The sequence below is a fragment of the Bradyrhizobium sp. IC4059 genome (assembly GCF_020193615.1).
GTDB classification, from domain to species: domain Bacteria; phylum Pseudomonadota; class Alphaproteobacteria; order Rhizobiales; family Xanthobacteraceae; genus Bradyrhizobium; species Bradyrhizobium yuanmingense.
In genome coordinates, this window is sequence record NZ_JADYVH010000025.1 from 1 (window position 1) to 16,598 (window position 16,598).

The 16,598-nt window shown below is 64.4% G+C and carries 16 protein-coding genes and 1 pseudogene; 9 read left to right on the forward strand and 8 right to left on the reverse strand.

Annotated elements, in window-relative coordinates; all coding sequences use genetic code 11:
* Positions 1 to 157: 157 nt before the first annotated feature.
* From I6F12_RS36650 to pncA, 5 genes are all read right to left on the reverse strand, one after another.
* A complete protein-coding gene (locus I6F12_RS36650) occupies positions 158 to 1,441 on the reverse strand; it encodes a DUF1236 domain-containing protein (RefSeq protein WP_225148767.1) in 1,284 nt (427 codons plus the stop codon).
* Between the two features lie 104 nt (positions 1,442 to 1,545).
* Positions 1,546 to 1,929 (reverse strand): GrlR family regulatory protein, encoded by a 384-nt coding sequence (locus tag I6F12_RS36655; protein ID WP_036012369.1) that lies wholly within the window; start codon positions 1,927 to 1,929, stop codon positions 1,546 to 1,548.
* 30 nt (positions 1,930 to 1,959) lie between these two features.
* The gene (locus I6F12_RS36660) at positions 1,960 to 3,993 is read right to left on the reverse strand and encodes an NAD(+) synthase (RefSeq protein ID WP_225145727.1); all 2,034 of its coding nucleotides are present in this window, start codon (positions 3,991 to 3,993) and stop codon (positions 1,960 to 1,962) included.
* A gap of 142 nt (positions 3,994 to 4,135) precedes the next feature.
* Complete coding sequence (locus I6F12_RS36665; protein ID WP_036028075.1) at positions 4,136 to 5,251, reverse strand: alpha/beta fold hydrolase; 1,116 nt, start codon at positions 5,249 to 5,251, stop codon at positions 4,136 to 4,138.
* 16 nt (positions 5,252 to 5,267) lie between these two features.
* Entirely contained in the window at positions 5,268 to 5,894 is a 627-nt protein-coding gene (pncA, locus tag I6F12_RS36670) for a bifunctional nicotinamidase/pyrazinamidase (RefSeq protein ID WP_036028076.1), read from the reverse strand.
* A gap of 266 nt (positions 5,895 to 6,160) precedes the next feature.
* Here pncA and glk point away from each other — a divergent pair, with 266 nt between their 5' ends.
* Both glk and I6F12_RS36680 read left to right on the forward strand, forming a co-directional pair.
* Positions 6,161 to 7,132 (forward strand): glucokinase, encoded by a 972-nt coding sequence (gene glk / locus I6F12_RS36675; protein ID WP_225158508.1) that lies wholly within the window; start codon positions 6,161 to 6,163, stop codon positions 7,130 to 7,132.
* Positions 7,133 to 7,271: 139 nt separating this feature from the next.
* Positions 7,272 to 7,484 (forward strand): hypothetical protein, encoded by a 213-nt coding sequence (locus I6F12_RS36680; protein WP_036039656.1) that lies wholly within the window; start codon positions 7,272 to 7,274, stop codon positions 7,482 to 7,484.
* 33 nt (positions 7,485 to 7,517) lie between these two features.
* Here I6F12_RS36680 and I6F12_RS36685 read toward each other — a convergent pair whose 3' ends face one another.
* Together I6F12_RS36685 and I6F12_RS36690 are read right to left on the reverse strand one after the other, a co-directional pair.
* Positions 7,518 to 7,895, reverse strand: a complete 378-nt coding sequence (locus I6F12_RS36685; protein WP_036012398.1) for a response regulator — start codon at positions 7,893 to 7,895, stop codon at positions 7,518 to 7,520.
* Positions 7,896 to 8,007: 112 nt separating this feature from the next.
* Positions 8,008 to 8,811, reverse strand: a complete 804-nt coding sequence (locus I6F12_RS36690; protein WP_036012400.1) for a Spy/CpxP family protein refolding chaperone — start codon at positions 8,809 to 8,811, stop codon at positions 8,008 to 8,010.
* A 476-nt stretch (positions 8,812 to 9,287) separates the two neighbouring features.
* Between I6F12_RS36690 and I6F12_RS36695 the strand changes: the two genes are divergently transcribed.
* The 6 genes from I6F12_RS36695 to I6F12_RS36720 all read left to right on the forward strand — a co-directional run bounded on the left by I6F12_RS36695 (position 9,288) and on the right by I6F12_RS36720 (position 15,406).
* The gene (locus I6F12_RS36695; RefSeq protein ID WP_036012401.1) at positions 9,288 to 10,628 is read left to right on the forward strand and encodes an extracellular solute-binding protein; all 1,341 of its coding nucleotides are present in this window, start codon (positions 9,288 to 9,290) and stop codon (positions 10,626 to 10,628) included.
* 121 nt (positions 10,629 to 10,749) lie between these two features.
* Positions 10,750 to 11,688 carry a sugar ABC transporter permease gene (locus tag I6F12_RS36700; RefSeq protein WP_225158509.1) on the forward strand — a complete coding sequence of 313 codons (939 nt, stop codon included), beginning with the start codon at positions 10,750 to 10,752 and terminating at the stop codon, positions 11,686 to 11,688.
* Positions 11,688 to 12,599, forward strand: coding sequence for a carbohydrate ABC transporter permease (locus tag I6F12_RS36705; protein ID WP_036012407.1), 912 nt, complete (start codon positions 11,688 to 11,690; stop codon positions 12,597 to 12,599). Before I6F12_RS36700 ends, I6F12_RS36705 begins: the two co-directional genes overlap by 1 nt.
* Before the next feature lie 20 nt (positions 12,600 to 12,619).
* Positions 12,620 to 13,720 carry a sn-glycerol-3-phosphate ABC transporter ATP-binding protein UgpC gene (gene ugpC, locus I6F12_RS36710; RefSeq protein WP_036028079.1) on the forward strand — a complete coding sequence of 367 codons (1,101 nt, stop codon included), beginning with the start codon at positions 12,620 to 12,622 and terminating at the stop codon, positions 13,718 to 13,720.
* A gap of 37 nt (positions 13,721 to 13,757) precedes the next feature.
* Positions 13,758 to 14,747 carry a hydroxyacid dehydrogenase gene (locus tag I6F12_RS36715; protein ID WP_225138492.1) on the forward strand — a complete coding sequence of 330 codons (990 nt, stop codon included), beginning with the start codon at positions 13,758 to 13,760 and terminating at the stop codon, positions 14,745 to 14,747.
* A 167-nt stretch (positions 14,748 to 14,914) separates the two neighbouring features.
* On the forward strand, positions 14,915 to 15,406 hold the full coding sequence (locus I6F12_RS36720; protein ID WP_036012421.1) for a hypothetical protein: 492 nt from the start codon (positions 14,915 to 14,917) through the stop codon (positions 15,404 to 15,406).
* Between the two features lie 4 nt (positions 15,407 to 15,410).
* On the opposite strand, the gene I6F12_RS36725 is transcribed toward I6F12_RS36720, so the two are convergent.
* On the reverse strand, positions 15,411 to 15,908 hold the full coding sequence (locus I6F12_RS36725; protein WP_225158510.1) for a DUF1993 domain-containing protein: 498 nt from the start codon (positions 15,906 to 15,908) through the stop codon (positions 15,411 to 15,413).
* Between the two features lie 303 nt (positions 15,909 to 16,211).
* On the opposite strand from I6F12_RS36725, the pseudogene I6F12_RS36730 reads away from it, so the two are divergent.
* Positions 16,212 to 16,598: pseudogene (locus I6F12_RS36730) on the forward strand (DUF2147 domain-containing protein); the annotation flags it as partial.

The following is a 16,598-nucleotide window of genomic DNA, read 5'->3' on the forward strand; positions in this document are numbered from 1 at the left end:
ACATGGGGCGGGGGATTGAAGGCTGGGGCAAGGTGACGAGGTCCGGACTCCTAGGCACTCCGGACCTCGAAACTTTTTAGATTGAACGCAGCAACGCGCCGTCCGGTGGGGCATCCGGGCGGCGCGTTGTCGTTTCAGAGCCTCTTTGTTTCGGCGCTTAGCGTGTCTGCGGCTCCAGCGTCACCGTGCAATCGCCCTGCCCTTGCGTCGCGACCACGATGTTGCCCGCGGGAGCGCCGAGAGCGATCGGCGTGGACGAGCCGCCGCCAGGCATCTGGACGATCACGCTCAGGGAATCGGTGCGCGCAGTCGAGCCCACGGTGGTCGGCTCCGCCTGGGCGACGTTGCCGGAAGCATCACGTCGCATGATCTGGCAGTTCACCATGGTGTTTCCGCCGGCCGCCGCCATGCCTGACGACGAGGAGGTGCTGCCACCCATTTGGGCCCGGGCCCGCGACGGATCGCGGGGTACTTGGCTGACGATGCGATGCGAGCGCGGCTCCACGATAATGACCTCGTCTTCCGTCGTGAAATATTCGTAGCCCCGATATGCAGGCTCGATCGAGACGATCTCGGGCGGCAGCCGATGCAGACGCACGCGCGAGGGAATCGTTTCGCCAACCCGGATCGAGATGTTCAGATTGCGCTCCGGCTGCGCCAGGCGTGCGCGGCTCACCGTTTCGGAGATCCGCACCTGCCTCTCGGTCGTCACCTGGGCCTGCTGGTTGACCTGCGTGTTGGTCTGCGTGGTCTGATTGGCCTGGTTGGTCTGCGTGCCCGTGGAGCCGGGCGCGGTCTGTGCGTTGTTGGTCGGTGCCGCGCGGCTGGTATCCGTCGCAGTGGCCGGCTGGTTGCTCTGTTGCTGCTCGGCGGCACTGCGCGGCGGCTGGGCCTGGTTGCGCTCGTTCTGGTTGGCTGTAGCTCCGGTGCGCTCGTTCTGCTGGCCAGCCGGACCAGTCGTCGGGCCAGTCTTGGATCTCTCGGATTCGGCGGTTGATTTCTGCGGCGCAGCCTTGTCCTGCGCAGCCTTGTCCTGCTTGGTTTCCGCACCGCTCTTGCCCGCATCGCGTCCGGGCTTGGTGCTCTCGGCCTCCCGGTTGCGATCGCGCGAAGGCTCGCGAGAGTCTTGTGCCTGGTCCCTCGCCTTCGGTTGATTGCGCTCCGAGGCCGTCGCCGGCTGGCGCTTGTCGTCACTTGCCTCGCTCTTGGCAGCGCCGCCTCGATCCTCGCGGCCTGCGCCCTGAAGCCGCTCTTGGGCGCCTTGCGCGCGCTCTTGAACGCGTTCTTGAGCCGCACCACCGCGCTGCGGAGAAGCGCCCTTGGCCGGCTCCTCGGTCCGTTTCGGCTCGTCCCTGCGCTCACCGGGCGCCTGGGCATAGGCAAGGCCGGATGCGAGCATGAGCCCGACGGCCGCAGTCGATAACATCAAATGTTGACGCATGGTCCCTCTCCTCGACAATTCGCAACAATAAACGCGAACGTTCTGTTCGTACGAAGGTTCCTGAGCAGGAACGCAGTCGTGGAGGTGAGCCAATCAAGTCGCCATTACATCGCATCCTTCAGCGTCAGCCGCGCCGTGAACGTCACGCTGGTCTTGCCGACCAGCGCCATGCCTTCGACTTCCGCACCGCCGGGGAAATAGTCGCCGGAAAAGCCGCAGGTGACCTCCCTGCCGCCGAATGCGAGCGTCCTGCCGACCGCCTCGGTGTGCTGATTGACGATCATGTCGCCCCGCCACTTGCCGTTCCGGAAGGTGTAGCTGCCGGTGTAGTAGAAGTAGCTGTCGCCGCCCATGATGCGGCCGTCGCTGAGCACGACCACGCCCCTGGCCTGCCCACGCTTGCCGTCCCGCATCTCGATGTCGAAGATGTAGAGGCCGTTGACGACCCTGGCCTCCTCACCCGCTTCCGCTTCATCGCCAGCTGACATCCGATCATCCCCACCGATCCGCTGCCCCGATCAGTTCGGCACGTTCCGCTCGAGATCCTCGAGCCATGCCGCTGCACTCGAATCCGAGGGCGCGCGCCAATCGCCACGCGGCGACAATGAACCGCCGGCCGAGACCTTCGGCCCGTTCGGCATGGCCGAGCGCTTGAACTGGCTGAAGGCGAAGAAGCGGCGCAGGAACACTTCGAGCCAGCGGCGGATCTCCGGCAGATCATAGGCCCGGCGCCGATCGCTCGGGAAGGCCGGTGGCCATTCGCCCTTGGCAACGTCCTTCCATGCCTGAAGCGCCATGAAGGCGATCTTGGACGGCCGCATGCCGAAGCGCAGCGTATAGAACAGGTTGAAGTCCTGCAGTTCGTAAGGCCCGACGGACGCTTCCGTGCTCTGCGGCTTCTGGCCGGCCTCGACGGGCACGAGTTCCGGCGAGATCTCGGCCACAAGGATCGAGCCAAGCGTCCGGTTGACGTCGTCGCTGAACTGCTTGGAGGAGATCACCCAGCGGATCAGATGCTGGATCAGCGTCTTCGGCACGCCGGCGTTGACGTTATAATGCGCCATCTGGTCGCCGACACCATAGGTGCACCAGCCGAGCGCGAGCTCGGAGAGATCGCCGGTTCCGATCACGATGCCGCCGTGATGGTTGGCGAGCCGAAACAAATAATCCGTGCGCAGGCCGGCCTGCACGTTCTCGAAGGTGACGTCGTAGACCTTCTCGCCCTTGCCGAAGGGATGGCCGATATCCTTCAGCATCTGCGTCGCCGTGGTGCGGATGTCGAGCTCCTGCCAGCTCGTCTGCAACGCCTTCATCAGCGCGAGCGCGTTGGTCTTGCTCTCGCTGCCGGTGGCAAAGCCCGGCATGGTGTAGGCCAGGATGTTCTCGCGCGGCAGGCCGAGCAGGTCGACCGCCTTGGCGGCGACGATCAGGGCGTGGGTGGAATCGAGGCCGCCCGACACGCCGATCACCACGCGCTTGGTACTGGTGGCGCGCATGCGCTGCACCAGCCCGGCGACCTGGATGTTGTAGGCCTCGTAGCAGTCCTGCTCGAGCAGGCTCTCATCGCTCGGCACGAATGGAAAGCGCTCGACCTTGCGCAGGAAGCCGATATCGGCGGCCGGCGGCTTCAGGGCAAATGTCACCTTGCGGAAAAACGCCTCGCGCTGCCGCCGGTTGTCGTCGAACGTTCCCATCAGCGCGCGCTCCTGCCGGAGCAGGTCGAGGTCGACGTCAGCCAGCGTGATCTGGCCGCCCTGGCGGAACCGCTCACCCTCGGCCAGCAGCACGCCGTTCTCGTAGATCGAGGTCTGACCGTCCCAAGCGAGATCGGTGGTGGATTCTCCGGCCCCGGCCGCGGAATAAACGTAAGCCGCGAGGCAGCGCGCCGAGGTCGATTGGCACAGCAACGCGCGCGAGCGCGCCCGGCCGATCGTGATCGGGCTGCCCGAGAGGTTGATCAGCACGCTCGCGCCCGCAAGCGCGAGCTCCGAGGCCGGCGTCACCGGGATCCACATGTCCTCGCAGATCTCGACGCCAATGGTGAGGCCCGGAACGTCCTCGGCCGCGAACAGGAGATCAACGCCGAACGGCGCATGCAGGCCGCCAAAGGCGATGGTCTCACCGGCGATGCCGGCGCCGGAGGCGAAATGCCGTCCCTCGTAGAACTCGCGATAGGTCGGCAAGTAAGATTTCGGCACGACGCCGAGGACGTTGCCGCGATGAATGACGACGGCGCAGTTGTAGATGCGATTGCCGAAGCGCAGCGGCGCCCCGACGATCAGGACCGTCATCAGCCCCGCCGAGGCCGCAACGACGCTTGCAAGCCCGCGCTCGACCGCATCAAGCAGCGGATCCTGCTTTACCAGGTCCTCGATCGCATAACCGGACAGGCACAGCTCGGGAAACACCGCGACCGCGACCGACTGCTCATGGCAGGCATTGGCCGCCGCCAACACGGCCTTCACGTTGGCGCTGGGATCGGCGACGTGGGAGGTGGTCACGCAGGCTGCCACGCGCGCAAATCCGTGGGCGTAAATCGAGTGGAAAGTCATCGAGCGCAGTACCCTCAAATCTCTCGCCGGCGGCCAAAGCCGTCAGCTCCGGTCATATTTAGCCCATCGATCTGGCCCCGTGCAGGCCATCCGCCGTCATGCATAACGGATTTGCGCCCCATCCGGTCCAGTGCCGGCGAGGTCAGGCGCTGCGGGCCAGCACGCCGGGCAGATCGCCGCGCAGCCACCCGGCGATCCGGGGCCAGGCATGCGCATGGGTGCGCGCGCCCATGAACAGGCCGAGGTGGTTGCTGGGCTCGGATGCCGCTGCAACGAAGGCAGGTGGCGTACCGACGAGCCCCGCGGTGGCCAGCGCTTGCGTCGCTGGCACTACATCGTCGTCGAGGCCGGCGAGCAGGAAGATCGGCGCCTTGACGTCCTTCAGATCGATCGGGCGCCCGAGCGCGACGAAACGGCCCTCGGCGATGCGGTTCTCCCGGAAGATCGCGTTGACGATCTCGAGATAATAAGTGCCCGGCAAGTTGAGCGTCTCGGTGTTCCAGCGGTCGAACCGCGCCAGCAGCTCGGAGCCCTGCTCGTCCGAGAGATCCCGCTGCAATGCCGTCCTGATATCGTCGTTGTCAGGGGTTTTGGACCAGAAGCGCAGCATCTCCTCGCCGCTGACATTGCCGCCGCCACGCGCGACGAGCTGGTCATAGACCAGCTCGGGCGCGTTGCGGGCGAGCCGGGCCAGCGAGGACTCGATCGACAGGTCCACGGGAGCACCGACCAGAACCAGCCGCCGCACCTTGCCTGGAAAGCGCGCGGCATAGAGCAGCGACAGCCACCCGCCCTGGCACAGCCCGACGAGATCGACCGGCGCGCCGATCTCGTCGATGGCGACGTTGAGATCGCCGAGATAGCTGTCGATCGAGAGATAGCGCATGTCCGGCGTCGCTGACCGCCAGTCGGTGAGATAGATCCGGTCGATGCCGCCGTTTTGCAGCGACTGCACCACGCTGTGGCCTGGGGCGAAATCGGCGATCAGGGCCCGGTGCAGCGCATAGGGCGCGCAGACCAGCGCCGGCTGGCCGGACCGGGTCTGCGAGCAATCGCGCAAGTCCATCGTCGGGAGCTCCAACGCAACGCGGCTCGGCGTCGTCCAAGGCAGGCTGCTGTCATCCTGTTGCTCGGGTGCCCGCTCCAGCCACCAGAAGCAGGCATCCATGGCGAGCTGCGCTGCCGCAAACGGCCAGAGCCGTGGATCATCATGAGCCTGGGCTGACCTGCGTGGCGGTTTGGAGGTCTTGTCCACCATGGCTACCTCGACATCCTCACAGAAACGCCTCGAGGCTCACGACGGCAATGCCGAGGTCCCGAAAACTCCGATGGGTCGCCGCGACCGAGCCGTCGAGATCGATGCCGCGACAGGCATCCTCGATGACGGCAACCTCCAACCCTGCCTTCCGCGCATCTTCCGCCGAGAAGCGGACGCAGAAGTCCAGCGCCAGACCTGCGACAAAGACGGTCTTCAGCTCGCGTTCGCGCAAATAACCAAGCAATCCGGTCGGTGTCCGATGGTCGTTCTCGAACAACGCCGAATAGGAATCGATGCCGCGGCGAAAGCCCTTGCGCACCACGAGGCTTGCCCGTGTCACGTGGAGATCGCGATGAAATTCCGCGCCGGCCGTGCCTTGCACGCAATGCGTCGGCCACAGCACCTGCCGGCCATAGTCGAGCTCGATGGTCTCGAACGGCTGCTTGCCGGCATGGTTCGGCGCGAACGAGACGTGGTCGCTCGGATGCCAGTCCTGGGTCAGCACCAGATTGGCGAATTTTTGGGCGATCCTGTTGATGGCGGGTACGACCTTCTCGCCCCCTGGTACCGCCAGCGCCCCGCCGGTGCAGAAGTCGTTCTGCACGTCGATCACCAGCAACACGTCGCGGTCGGAAATCTTCATCGCCGTCCCATTTCGATCTGCCGGGCGCGACGGCGCCGGGCGACCACCTCAGTGTCGGCCTTCCCGCGCGGCTTCGCAACCACTGGCACGCGCGGCAGCTGCGCGAATTGGTCACCCTGGCCGCCACGATGCAACGGTTTGACCTCGTCCGTGTTGACTAGGCGCACCCAAGGGCAGATTCTCGCACCGCCCGCGCCAGGCGGATCGGGTCGAAGCAGCGGAGGACAGGGCTGCCAGGGCCTGAAGGTCGTGGCGGCGATGAGGCCATGAATATCGGCAAGACCGGAAAAATTCTTCTCGCCGATATCGGCGGCACCAATGCGCGCTTCGCGCTGAGCCCGAGCGGTCAGACCGGACCGATCGACTATGTCAAGGTCGCCGACTTCCCGACCGTGCGTGAAGCCATCGCTGACGTTTTGGCGCGCCGGTCCAACGGCGAGCAGCCCCATCGCGCGGTGCTGGCCGTGGCGGGTCCCGTCACCAACAATCGCTGCGTCATGACCAACAGTCCCTGGGTCATCGACGGCAACGAGCTGCAGTCCGCGCTCGGCTTCGACAGCGTCCATGTGCTGAACGATTTCGAGGTGGTGGCCTGGTCCCTGCCTGCCTTGGAGCCTTCAGACCTGGTCCCACTCGGCGGCGGCGACGGCCTGGCCGGCGAGCCGTTGCTGGTCGTGGGGCCCGGAACCGGATTTGGTGTGTCCTGCCTGGTCGACCGCCATGGTTCGCGCCTGGCCGTCGTTACCGAGGCTGGACATGCGACCCTGCCGGCGGAGAACGAGCGCGAGGAGCGCGTGATCGCCTGCTTGCGGCAGCGCCTCGGCCATGTCTCGATCGAGCGCGGTGCCCTCTCGGGCTCGGGGCTGCAAAACCTGTATGAAGCGTTGGCTGAGATCGACGGCGTCCAGGTGCCGCATCGCGATGCCGCCGGGATCACCAAGGCGGCCCTGGAGAACAGCTGTCCGGTCAGCCGCGCGACGCTCGAAATGTTTTGCGCCATCCTCGGCTCGGTCGCCGGCAATCTCGCGGTGACCTTCGGCGCCCGCGGCGGCGTCTATGTCGCCGGCGGAATCGTGCCGCGCTTCCGCGAGTTCCTCGCCGCCTCCGCGTTCCGGGCGCGCTTCGAAGCCAAGGGACGGTTCCAGGATTATCTGCGCAACATCCCGACCAGGCTCGTGATCAAGCCCGATGCGAGCTTCCTCGGCCTGACGACGTTTGCCGAGCACAATTCCGTCTGAGTAGCGGTCTCAGGCGGCGAGTTCCCGTCATGCACAGCTGATTTGCGGCGCACCTGCGGTTCCAGGCAGGTTCTGCTTGCCTGTGTGTTCCCGATGAGAAACAATCTACCCGTGTGTGGCGTGGTTGCGGGGGCGTGACATGCGTAAGCAGGATTCGGGTTTCGACTATCACCGCTATCACCGCCTGTTGCGCGAAGCGGACAGCGAAGACAAGCGGCTGGCGCTCATCGAGCTCCTGATCGAGGAAAAGGCCCGCGACCAGCTGGCTGCCCAGCGCGCTTCGGATCGCGCGGCCATGACGGCTCACACCATTGCCAGGGTGCTGAGGAATGGCCGCAACCCTGCCGGTTGAGTTCTTCCCGCCAGGCGGCAAAAGCGCGATCGGTCAGCTCGGGATAGTGGCTGACGGCTCCGGAAACATCGAATCGATCATCGCCTTGAGCTGATCCATCGCGATCGGCTTGCGCAGGATCGGCCTACGACGGAGCAAGGACGGCAGCAGTTCCGGACCGTAGCCTGTGGCGAACAGAAACGGTTTTCCGCGACGTTCGATCAAATCGGCGACGGGGTCGACATAGACGCCCATCAGATTGATGTCGAGGATGGCCAGATCGTACTGCGCAGTCATGGCAAAGGCGCTGGCGTCGCGCACATTGTCTGCCTCCGCAACGACGTGGTGGCCGAGTTCCTCCACCATGTCGGCGATCATCATCCGGATCAACGCCTCGTCTTCGACCAGGAAAACGGAGAGTCCGTCCGCCATATCAACCCCGCAATCAGCCGTGCGAAGCTAAGCATAACCGAATTGCGCTGTAGATACACGAATTCGTGGCGGGCGCCGTTAATTCACACGCGCCCGAACCGATTCAACTTGATCAATCCAGTCCGCGCTCGTGACTGAGGCGCACCATTGCCTGGATGAACACCTGCTTCTGCTTGTCGTCGAGGCTGGAAAAGAGCGGCTCGGCGGCATCGGCGACGTTGCGCTGATCGCCGGCGCGATCGATCAGGAACTGGGCCTCGTTGCGCATCTGCTCGATGATGTCGTCGGGCGGATCGCGCTTGGCGCGCGCAATCCGCAGGTTGAGCCGCTCTGCGCCATTATGCCCGAGGTAGTGCATCGCGCTCGAGAAGCCGTACCAGTGCTTCTCCTGATCCGGCGTGAGATTCAGCTCGCTCTTGATCCGCTCGATGTAGGAATCGCTGTTGGCGACGATCTGCTCGGCAGTCAGCTGCGGCGCACCGGGCTGGGTCAGAACCGTGACTTCCTTGTTGTCTTTACCCTTGTTGTCCTGCGGCGCGTTCTTCGCCTCCTTGGTCGCCTTGGCGCTCTTGCCCTTGGCGCTCTTGGCATCCTTGTCCTTGGCCCCGCCCTGCTGCTTGGAATCCTTCGCCGCGTCCTTGCCGGCCTCCCGGGGCGGCGGCGCCTGATTGCTGGTGTTGGTGTTGCCGACACCGAGCACGCCGGTGAAGACGCCGACCACGCCGCCGATGGCGCCACCGAGCACACCACCGACCGGACCTGCCGCCTTGTTGCCGGCCGCGGCGCCTTCCTGAACGCCCTTGACCAGACCTTGAGCATTCGCCACCGCGCCGGCCCCGAGCAACAGCGCGAGCATAGACCCCAGCGCCAGGCATCGCCGCAGATGAAGCCGCGCTGGTGCCGCCGGTTTGATCATTCTCGTCTCCATCATCGATCTGGCCTGTCAGCGAGGATCAGCCGCCAGGCGCAACTCTATCGTTTCCGCCACTTCGAGGTCCAGACGCGGCCGATTGCTGTCCACGCCCGAAAGGTCTTTCACGCGAAGCGGTTATCGAGCCTCTTGCGAAACTGAGGCGCAATTGCGCACGGCAGCGTTCGAGGCCGTTTGGCGCGAAGTGTGCGTCGCAAAAAAACACCGTGCGCTGCGCCTGCGGCCCTATCGCCTTGCCAGACGTTGCGACCTTTCCGGGCACAACATGAGTTTTGGACGCGGAGCCGCTCGGCTTTCTCGACAGACGCGATCAATCATGATCTGATCGCGCTACCAATTTGCTGCGACCGGCGTGAATTGCCCACGCGGGCCGACGGCACCAACAAGAAAATCGACAACAAGAACTCAAGAAAGAAGTCTCAGAGGAAACTCCAACAACAACACCCAAGCGAGGAAACGAGATGTCACGCAAGACACTGACGCGACGTCAATTTGTGGCTGCCACTGCAATGTCCTCCGCGGCGCTGATCTCGGCGCCCTATGTCCGGGGCGCTTACGCCGCCGGCAAGCTCTCGATCGGCTTCTGGGACCATTGGGTGCCGGGCGCCAACAAGGCCTCGACCGAGCTCGTCAACGAATGGGCGGCGAAGGAGAAGGTCGAGATTTCCATCGACTACATCACAAGCCAGGGCAAGAAGATCGAGCTCACCATCGCGGCCGAGGCGGCGGCGAAGTCAGGCCACGATGTCCTGGCGATGCCGACATGGTGGCCGCACGCCCATGCCGAACTGCTCGAGCCGGTCAATGACATCATGGAGCCGATCATCAAGCAGAACGGCGACGTGAACGGCACCGTCAAATATCTGGGACGGGCCGGCAACAAATGGCTTGCGGTGCCCGCAACAATCGGAAGCCAGATCAAGGGGCCCTGCTCCCGCATCGATCTCCTGAAGAAGTTCGCCAATATCGATATCCAGGAAATATATCCGGCCGGCAGCCAGCCCAAGGCCGACAACTGGAACATGGAGACATTCCTGAAGGCGGCCGAGGCCTGCCAAAAAGGCGGCGTGCCCTTCGGCATCGGCCTGGGCGAGACCACCGACAGCACCGACACTGCCGGCGCCATCTTCCAGTCGTTCGGCGCTGAGCTGGTCAATGCCAAGGGCGACCTCACGGTGAAGACGGACGCGGTTCGCCAGGCGCTCGAATTCTACAAGAAGCTTATCGCGGTCCTGCCGCCCGACGTCGCCGCCTGGGATGACGCCTCCAACAATAAGTGGCTGATCTCCGGCAAAGGCGCGCTGATCATGAATCCTCCGAGCGCGTGGGCGGTCGCCAAGCGCGACGCGCCGCAGGTCGCCGAGCAGTGCTGGACCCACGGCATGCCGTCCGGTCCGAAAGGCCGTTATGCGCCCTACCTGCCTTATTTCTGGGGGACCTGGAGCTTCTCCAAGAACAAGGAAGCGGCGAAGAGCCTGCTCACGCATCTGTCGCAGCCGTCATCGATCGAGAAGTTCGTGGCCGCGAGCGGCGGTTACGACCTGCCGGCCTACGCGAACATGACGACGCTGAAGACCTGGCAGGAGGAAGGGCCGCCGAAGGGCACCCTTTATCACTACCCCAATCCCCACAATCACCAGACGCTGTCGATTGCTGCCTCTCCTGCTCCGCCCAAGATCGCCCAGCAGATCTATGCGCAGGCCACGCTGACCAAGATGTGCCTCCGCTACGCGCAAGGCGAGAAGATGGAGGCGACGCTCGCTTGGGCGGAGGGTGAGTGCGAAGGCTTCATGCGAAGCTGAGACAGAGACCGGCGGCTCACGCTGGACGTGAGCCGCCCGGTCTGGTTGCCGCCACAAGCTTCAATTTCTGAAGCCGGTTCCGCCGGCTTCCGTGCGAACGATCCTGCGAGGAAGATGCATCATGGCTGATGCCGTAGTTCGGCAACCCGGCGTCGCCCGGCCTGCGAGCGCCCACAAACGTGCAAGCCTGCACAACGCCCTGAGGCGGAAATCGACCGTGGCGTTCCTGATGACGCTGCCGCTGATCCTGCTGATCACGCTGCTCGTGGTCTATCCGGCCTTCTATTCGCTGCATCTGGCAACGCTGAACAAGTCGATGCAGAAGTTTGTAGGCTTCGGCAATTTCGAGTTCCTGTTCAGGCGCGACACATTCTGGCTGGTGGTCAAGCAATCCTGCATCTTCGCCATCACGGCCGTGGTCTTCAAGGCCCTGATCGGATTCGTCGTCGCGCATTTCGTTCACAACATTCCGACCAAGGGCCAGCGCAAATGGCGCGGCATGCTGCTCGTGCCCTGGGTGATCCCGCCCGCGATGAGCACGCTTGCCTGGCTCTGGCTGTTCGACCCGTCCTACAGCGCCTTCAATTACACACTTGCATTCTTCGGTATCGGGCCCATCCCGTGGACCGGCGACGCCGCCTGGGCGCGTTTCGCCGTGATCCTGGTCAACGTCTGGTATGGCGCGCCCTTCTTCATGATCATGTATCTGGCCGCCCTAAAATCGGTGCCCGATCAGCTCTACGAGGCCGCCGCCATCGACGGCGCCAATTGGTGGCAACGCATCTGGTATGTGACGCTGCCGATGATGCGCAACATCATCGCGATCACCACGCTGTTCTCCCTCATCGTCACCTTCGCCAATTTCGACATCGTGCGCATCCTGACCGCGGGAGGCCCGCTGGATCACACCCATATCTTTGCGACATGGGCGTTCCGGGTCGGCATCGAGGGCAGCGACATTCCGCTCGGCGCCAGCGTCTCGCTGTTCATGGTGCCGATCCTGGCGGTCGCCGCAATCTTCATCCTTCGCGACGTCAACAAACGCGGGAACGAAGCCTGATGAGCACCATGACAATCGACAAGGCCGGACCGCGCCGCAACGTCAAATACGGCAGCATGAGCCGCGACCGCGCCTGGGCGCTGCGCTGGTCCTACTTCTTCCTGGTGCTGTTTGCGATCTTCTCGCTGACGCCGCCACTCTACATGCTGATCACCTCGCTGAAGAGCAGCGCCGAGATTTCGGCGGCAACCAACCCTTGGTGGGTGTTCCATCCGACGCTGGACAACTATGCCGAGCTGCTGACGTCCAACCAGTTCCTGCGCTTCTTCTGGAATTCGGCGTGGGTCTCGATCATCGTGGTGACCCTCACCATGCTGATCAGCGTGCCGGCCGCGTTCGCGCTCGCACGCATGAAGTTCTGGGGCTCGGCGACACTCGCCACTGGCGTGTTCCTCACCTACCTCGTCCCCGACAGCCTGCTGTTCATTCCGCTATTCAAGATGTTCGCGCTGATCGGCGACTGGACGGGAGTCCAGCTGATCAACAGATGGTACGTGCTGCTCTTCATCTATCCGACGCTGACGGTCCCGTTCTGCACCTGGATCATGATCGGCTACTTCGCCTCGATCCCCAAAGAGCTCGACGAGGCCGCCATCATCGATGGAGCGTCCTGGTTTCAGACACTGACGCGGATCTTCATTCCGGTCGCGCTGCCCGGGCTGATCGCCGCGACCATCTTCGCCTTCACCGTATCCTGGGCGCAATTCCTCTATCCACTCGTGTTCACGACCTCAACGGACCAGCTCGTTCTGCCGGTCGGCATCATCACCACGCTGATCAAGGGCGACGTCTTCAATTGGGGACAGATCATGACCGGCGCGCTGCTCGGAGCCGCGCCGCCGCTCATCATCTACGCCTTCCTGATGGACTACTACATTGCCGGCCTTACCGCCGGTGCGACAAAGGGTTGAAAGCGGAGGGTTGAACTGAAATGGCCGACGTTTCCTTGCGTAAGGTGGTGAAGCGTTACGACGATGTCGAAGCCGTGCGCGGCATCGACCTGGACATCGCCGACCATGAGTTCATTGTGCTGGTCGGCCCCTCCGGCTGCGGCAAGTCGACCACGCTGCGCATGATCGCAGGCCTCGAGGACATCAGCGACGGCGACATCATGATCGGAGGTGACATCGTCAACGACGTGCCGCCGAAGGACCGCGACATCGCCATGGTGTTCCAGAATTACGCGCTCTACCCGCACATGACGGTCGCGGAGAACATGTCGTTCGGGCTGCGCCTGAAGCACTATCCCAAGGCCGAGATCAAGGCGCGGGTGACGGAAGCCGCCCGCCTCCTCGACATCACCGATCTGATCGACCGCAAGCCGAAGCAGCTCTCCGGCGGCCAGCGCCAGCGCGTCGCCATGGGCCGGGCCATCGTGCGCAATCCCAAGGTCTTCCTGTTCGACGAGCCGCTGTCCAATCTCGACGCGAAGCTCCGCGTGCAGATGCGGATCGAGATCAAGAAGGTGCACCAGAAGGTGCGCACCACGACGGTCTACGTCACCCACGACCAGGTCGAGGCGATGACGCTGGCCGATCGCGTCGTTGTCATGAACAAGGGCAAGATCGAGCAGATCGGCACGCCGAACGAGCTCTACCACAAGCCGGCGACGCGCTTCGTTGCCGGCTTCATCGGCTCGCCCGCGATGAACTTCATCCCGTGCCGGCTCGAGGACGTCGGCGGCACGCTTCAGATCCGCCTCACCGATCGTCTTGCCTTTCCGCTGCCGCCGGCCCGCGCCGCGCGCTACAACGCGCTGCCACGCACCGACAAGCTGCTGCTCGGCCTCCGTCCCGAGCATCTCACGGAGTGGCATGCGCATCTGGCGCCCGGGGTCGAGACCTTCGACACCGTGCTCGACGTCACCGAACCGATGGGCATGGAGACGCTGGTCTATTTCGGACTCGAGGGCACGCCGGTCTGCGGCCGCGTCGATCCCAATGCCGGCGCCAAGGACGGGGCACCCATGCGCCTGGCGATGGACCTCAACAACATGCACCTGCTAAATGAGGAGACCGGCGTCGTGTTGTGACGCCGCGATCCAAGAAAAGCGAGCAGGTAGGGGAGCGATGGCGACCAACAAGAAGAAGATTTTCGTTACGCAGACTTTGTCGCAAGGGGCTCGCGCCCTCCTCACCCAGCGGGACGATATCGAGCTCGTCGAGTTTCCGAACCTGATCTCGGCGAAGGATTTCGAGGCCTTGTTGAAGAGTCATGCGCCGGTCCATGGCGTGGCGCTGGGCGCCACCGCCTTCGGCGAGACCGAGCTCGAGGCCGCGCGTGACATGAAGGTGGTAACCCGCATCGGCGTCGGCTACGACGCCGTCGACGTGCCCGCCCTCTCCCGCCGCAAGGTGCCGCTGATGGTCGCCGGCAGCGCCAATTCGCCCTCGGTTGCGGAGGCGGCGCTGTTCATGATGCTGACGCTGGCCAAGCGCGCGCAGGAGCTGCATTCCTGCGTCAAGGAGGGCACCTGGGCCGACCGGCTCGGCATGCTGCCGTTCGATCTCTACGGCAAGACCGTGCTGATCATCGGCTTCGGCCGCATCGGCAGCCGCACAGCGAAGCGCTGCCTGGCGTTCGAGATGAAGGTGCAGGTCTACGATCCCTACAAGGACGCCGCCGACATCAGGGCGGCCGGATGCGAGCCGGTCACCGACCTCGATGCCGCGCTGCCTCACGCCGACTTCGTCACCATCCACTGCCCGAAGACGCCGGAGACCGTCGGCCTATTCGATGCCGACAGGATCGGCCGCATGAAGGATAGATCCTACCTCATCAACACCGCGCGCGGCGGCATCGTGAAGGAAGCAGCGCTCTATGACGCACTGACGTCCGGAAAGCTCGCCGGCGCCGGCATCGACGTGTTCGAGGTGGAGCCGCCGCCGGTCAGCAACGCGCTGTTCGCGCTACCCAACGTCATCATGGCCCCGCACGTCGCCGGCGTCACGGTCGAGGCGGTGAGCCGCATGAGCGAGCAGACCGCGCGCAATATTTTGAGCGTGCTGGACGGCGATCCCATCAGGCAAAACGTCATCAACCAGGACGTGCTGGGCTGAGATTATGAAGGTCGGCGGCGCGCTCGCCCGCCTTCGGAAGGCCAGGAAGCGTCCCATTTTGGTGCAGATCGGGCCCCAACTCAGCCTTAATCAAACGCGCGTAATGGGCTTGAAACGCGGCGGCGGTGGGACAGACTGGCCGGCGCGACGAGCTGGAGGATGGACCCTTGTCAGAGATCGACCCGACCGACCACGCGCTGGCGACCATCGCCAGCATCCTGGAGCACCCCGAGCCCGTTCTCGTCATTCGCCAGACCGAGACCGAAATCGTGGTCGCCGGAGAGCGTGAGCACATCGCGTCGGACGAACCGCCGATCGTGGACGAGCATCCGGTGATCGACGAGCATCCCGTGGTCGAGGAGCAGCCGCTGGCGCCGGAGCACACCGATGCCGACGGCTACAGCAAGGTTGGTCCGGGACCCATGGTCGCGATCCGTCTGAAATGGACGGTTCATCGCGGCGATGACGGCCAGTACTATGTCCACGAGACCATCGGCGAGCAATCCGCCCCCGTGGTCAGTGGTCCCATGACGAGCGAGGCCGCGGTGCGCTTCGTCGACACCCAACAAGATGAGGCGAACAGGCGCTTCGAGCTGCTGCGCAGCGAAATCGCCGGCCGCAGCTCGCTCGCCGACTACGAGCGCAAGGGCGAAGCGTAAGACCTCACTTCCTGCCGAGATAATCCTTCTTCACCAGCTCGACGCCGGCGTGGCGGAGCAGGTCGTAGGCGGTGGTGACGTGAAAGAAGAATTGCGGGACGCTGAACGTCAGCAGCAGCGTCCGGCCGGTGAAGGGCAGCTCGGTGCCGTTCTTCAATTTGAAGAAGACACTCCGTTCCGCCGCCGCATCGATCTCCGCGCGCGACAGGCTCTCGATGAACTCGATGGACGTTGCGATGCGCGCCTGCAGCCCGGCCATGTCGTGCTCCAGCGCCGGCAGCGTCACCGGCTCGCACTGCGCCAGCAGGGCCGGCGCGACCGTGGCATGGCGGCAGGCCTCGCCGACCTGCTGGGCGAGGTCATACATGTTCGGCGCAAGGCGCATGCCGAGCAGAATCGCCGGATCAAACTTCCGGGCATCGGCATACGCGACGCCCTTGTCGAGCAGCGCCGACAGGTTACGCAAATAGGGCACGAACAGGCCGACCGAGGCCTCGTAGATCGAGATCGTCACTTCAAGGATTCCCTTCGATTTCTGCCTTCCGAAAAGTTGTCCGCTTTTCGGTCGACCAGTGGCTGCACATTGCCATGGAAGACGGCGCCTGCAAGAAGATCTACCCGGCCTGGTGGATAAGGCCGTGTCCTTCCGTCGCTTTGCCTCGCCAAACTTTGGACCGGCTCCAGGCCTATTGAACCCGGAACCGCCGGAAGACGACTCACAGCAACGACAGTGATCTAGATCACTTTTTGCAAGCGAGCCGGCGCGTAAGCGTCGGTGCGGGGACCACCTGTTCAGGAGACGGAAATGAGGAAGCTGTTGGCCACGGCCGCATTCCTTTTGGCGAGCACCGCCGCGCAGGCGCAGTACACGTTTGAATATGGCGGGCGCACCATCCGCATCGATCCGGACCGCGGCACGGTGCAGATCCCCGGCGTCTACGACAACACAGGCCAGAATAAGCCCAAGAAGGCCAAGAAGAACGAGACGGCCCCGCAGCAGGCCACGGTCGACCCGCAGGCGCCGGCTGCTCCGGCCCCACCCCCCGCTCCTGCTGCGCCGCCCGCAGCCGTGCAGGCGCCCGCGGCCGCCGTCGCGCCGCCTCCTGCGCCGCCGGCTCCCCCGCCGGGCGCGACCGCCGCCACCACGCCAACCCAAACCGCCGTTGCGCCGCCGCCTGCACCACCTCCGGCC